Here is a 1,544-nt window from a genome sequence, read left to right on the forward strand (position 1 = left end):
GAAAATGCACCTCGCAAATTGGTATTTTTGGTGGTTTGTCACTACTCCCATTTTACCATTTTTCGTTAAGGTGTATTTTTATTTCCCCCTTAAATTTATGGGCTTTTTGAACACGCTCTTATAGGAGATATGAATGAAAAAATTTAACCTTATTAAAACATTGTGTATGATAACCTCTTTATTTGTAGTATTTGCAATGGTAGGTACTAGTTATGTAGGAGCAATTGGATTTGGTTGTGAGGATCAACAATCATCTGTAAGTACATTTAGTACCGAACCAATTGAACTTGATCCTCGTGAAGGAGGGTGTACGGAACCACCAGGTACTGGTGGAGAGTTAGATCCAGGTACTGAACCAGATCCAGGTACAACAGATCCAGTTGATGAAATTGATGAATACTATGGAGATTTTGCCACATACGAAGAATATGAAAAGGATGTTGAGCAGTTCTTTGAGTTATTAAAGTTAGGGGAACTCGATGAATATATTTTAGACAATCCAGAGAATGAATATGGCTATGCTGACTACATTGATAATTCCTCTATTTACAGTGAATCTGAGATAAATATGGCATTAGATGAATTAATGGATATTGTCAATTCTGATGAAGTATTTTCTCAATTTGAGATATACTTGCAGGACAATGCTGAATTATATCAGAATAGTTTTGATTACCAAAAGGCTTTATCGGATTATCATAATTCTAGCTATGAAATATCTCCCAATGTAGCTCCATTTGTAGTTGTAGTACTTGCAGTAGTACTTAGGCATGTAATAGCCAAAGTAGGAAAGAAAGCAGCGCAGAAGGCTTTAACTATTTCTCGTCCATATGTAAATCAAGCTTTAAAGGATGTAAAAAGATATGATTTGAGATTGTTTTCTAGTAAGTCAAGGTTGATTGCTGTTATTGATAAAAGAAGTACAAAAAAAGATAAAACTATCTTTGCTTTAGATTATCATCCATATACAGAAGGTAGTTATAAATCTAATGGTAGTGAACTACATTATCACATAGGAACTAATTTAAAAAAGCATTATCGAATTTATTATTAAAGGAGAATGCAATGAATAAGGTGAAGAAATATAATATAGCTTCTAATTCTAGTGAAGAATTTCTTTCACTACTAAAAGAACAAAAAGGAAACAAAATTAATACCTTTCTTTACGTTTCAATTAATGAGACAGATTTTTATGAAAAATTTAAAATGGAATTGACCAAAATCGGAGAAATTAAATTCCCTTTAATTTCCATACCACCTTCGAGGGCATCGGTTTTTGTATCGAATGAGTCCTCAGATGCTCTCTTAAGTGAAACATATGAACTTTGTGACTATATTTCAGTTATATATACGAGCATGGAAGTTACTGAGTTAATTTCCAAATATCTTGAGGATGGAAAATATCTTGAAGATCTTTTTAATGAATTATCTATTGAATTTATTAAAGTTGGTGCCGATGGTCAGTGGCTTGAGCATTACTATAATTAATAGTACATATTCTACTATTTTTATAAATAAGTTGTAAATCACGTCATAACAAATTC

Annotated in this window: 2 protein-coding genes; both read left to right on the forward strand. The window is 31.7% G+C overall.

What is annotated here, in order from left to right:
• The first annotated feature begins 133 nt into the window (after positions 1–133).
• Positions 134–1,054 carry a hypothetical protein gene (locus tag ACOI1C_RS22485; protein ID WP_422512864.1) on the forward strand — a complete coding sequence of 307 codons (921 nt, stop codon included), beginning with the start codon at positions 134–136 and terminating at the stop codon, positions 1,052–1,054.
• Positions 1,055–1,065: 11 nt separating this feature from the next.
• Positions 1,066–1,488 carry a hypothetical protein gene (locus ACOI1C_RS22490; RefSeq protein ID WP_422512865.1) on the forward strand — a complete coding sequence of 141 codons (423 nt, stop codon included), beginning with the start codon at positions 1,066–1,068 and terminating at the stop codon, positions 1,486–1,488.
• Positions 1,489–1,544 lie beyond the last annotated feature (56 nt).

Source organism: Bacillus sp. DJP31, assembly GCF_049310945.1.
GTDB lineage: Bacteria > Bacillota > Bacilli > Bacillales > SA4 > Bacillus_BS.